The sequence below is a fragment of the Microbacterium sp. Bi128 genome, assembly GCF_918698205.1.
In genome coordinates this window covers 1-1,939 of record NZ_CAKKMM010000975.1, presented here as the reverse complement: position 1 = coordinate 1,939, position 1,939 = coordinate 1, and the positions used below count along the sequence as shown (strand labels likewise).

Below are 1,939 nucleotides of genomic sequence, written 5' to 3'. Positions count from 1 at the left end.
GCCCCGGCCGTCCAGGTCAATGCTTTTAGTCAGCCCGGTGATGGCGTGCTTGGTCACCGTGTAGGCCACCGTCCGCGGCCGGGGCGAATGCGCCGCGACCGAACCGTTGTTGATGATCCGTCCGCCCTGGGGCGACTGGGCCTTCATGGCCCGGACGGCGGCACCGGCGCAAAGGAGGGACCCCGTGAGGTTCACGGCGACGGTCGCGTCCCAGTCCTCCACGGTGATCTCGTCCACCGCGGCGGCGGGGCCGAACACGCCGGCGTTGTTGAAGAGCACGTCCACGCGCTCCCACTGCCCCAGCGCGGCGGCGAAAAGCCGTTCGACGTCGGCGGGGACGGTGACATCGCACGGGACCGCGAGCGCCTGGCGGTGGCCGGCCGCGGTCTCTCGGAGCGGTTCTTCCCGCCGCCCCGCCAGGACCACCCGGTAGCCCTCGGCCAGCATGAGCCTGGCCACTGCGCGGCCGATGCCGGAACCGGCTCCGGTGACAACGGCGACCCTTCCGGGGGTGTGGTGCTGGCTCATGAGGTCCTCCTCGACGGTTAGGCGCTGCCCGGCCAGCGTACCGCCGAGACGGCACATCACGGCAGTGTTTCGCGTCCGGAACGCCGCGAGCTGTCTCCTCGGGGGCGTCGGCTGGCGGCTGGCGGCGCTTCAGCCCGGCCGCGGGGCGGACGGCCGAGCGGCGGCCGCCTAGCGGGAGTCGTCGCCGCGGTCCCGGGCCTGCCGGCCCGTGCGGTAGCCGGACCAGAACGCCAGCAGGAGCAACCCGATGCTGATCAGCGCGACCCCTGCCCAGATCCACGGGCCCATGACCATGAGCCCCTGCAGCACAACGGGCCCCGTGGCCACCGGCGCATACGCTACCCAGCCAAAGTCCTCCTGCGTCACCGGCTGGGCAACAAGGGCCAGCCCGGCGAGCAGCATGGCCGCGGCAGTGAGCGGCACCGCCACACGGCCCAGCAGATTCTTCCGGGCACGGCCGGTGTTCCGATTCCCCCGCTGCTCCATGGCCATACTGTAACCGTTCGGCGCGGCGAACCGGCTGGGGAAACGGCCTACTCGATGATCAGGTCAGGTACGGGCCTGCGCCCTCTTGCCCGCCAGCGAGCCCCCCAGGGTGGAGTTTGAGCGCCCGGCACCGCCGCGCCGACCCCTGATCACCCGGGCGGACGATCCGGGCACGGCGGCCCGGCCATCGGCGCTGCGGTCCCTGATCAGGCCGGTTCCGGCGATTTCCCTTGCCTGGGCGACGCCGGCAACGGCGGCTTTCTTGGTGGGAAACGTCACTGAGACTGCCATCAGTTGCCCTGCCCCGTCCATCATCCGAATGCGGTAGCCGCCCTCGGGCGCGTCCACGAGCTCAAAATATCCCGCCATTTGCAACACTCCTAGTTCCCTCGTATCCCCCGCCGGGATATTAGTAAGTGTACTTATTTTACGGTGCGGGGAAAGTGCTGAAGGTCCCGCCCTTCGTCCAATGGCGGTCGCCGCGGGCGCGGATCACGGAAGCGGGGTGTCGCTGCGGCGGACGCCGTCTTCATGCAGTTCCAGCGCGCTCATGACGAGGGCGAAGTGACTAAAGGCCTGCGGCGTGTTGCCCAACTGCCGGCCGGTCTCGACGCCCCACTCCTCGCTGAGGAGCCCCACGTCGTTGCGCAGCGCCAGCAGGCGTTCGAACAGCTCCCGGGCCTCATGGCGCCGGCCAGCCCCGATCAGGGCCTCGACCAGCCAGAAGGAGCATGCCAGGAACACCCCCTCCTCGCCGGGCAGCCCGTCATCGCTCTGTGCCGGCAGGTAGCGGCGCAGGAAGCCGTCGTGCGTCAACTCGCGCTGGACCGCATCGATGGTTCCGATGATGCGCGGATCATCCGGCGGGAGGAACCCCACCCGGGGCAGCAGCAGGAGGCTCACATCCAGCTCCGGCCGCCCGTAG

The 1,939-nt window shown here is 70.2% G+C and carries 4 protein-coding genes; all 4 read right to left on the bottom strand.

All coding sequences use genetic code 11. The features are described from left to right. On the bottom strand, nucleotides 1-528 hold a 528-nt coding region (locus tag LQV45_RS28740; RefSeq protein WP_230010401.1), incomplete at its 3' end, for an SDR family oxidoreductase. Between the two features lie 168 nt (nucleotides 529-696). Beyond that, nucleotides 697-1,014: a hypothetical protein gene (locus LQV45_RS28735; RefSeq protein WP_230010399.1), complete on the bottom strand. Its 318-nt coding sequence runs from the start codon at nucleotides 1,012-1,014 to the stop codon at nucleotides 697-699. A gap of 63 nt (nucleotides 1,015-1,077) precedes the next feature. Beyond that, nucleotides 1,078-1,383, bottom strand: coding sequence for a hypothetical protein (locus LQV45_RS28730; protein WP_223913587.1), 306 nt, complete (start codon nucleotides 1,381-1,383; stop codon nucleotides 1,078-1,080). 123 nt (nucleotides 1,384-1,506) lie between these two features. Beyond that, nucleotides 1,507-1,939 (bottom strand): glycoside hydrolase family 15 protein (locus LQV45_RS28725; RefSeq protein ID WP_230010397.1); only part of this gene is annotated, 433 nt, incomplete at its 5' end.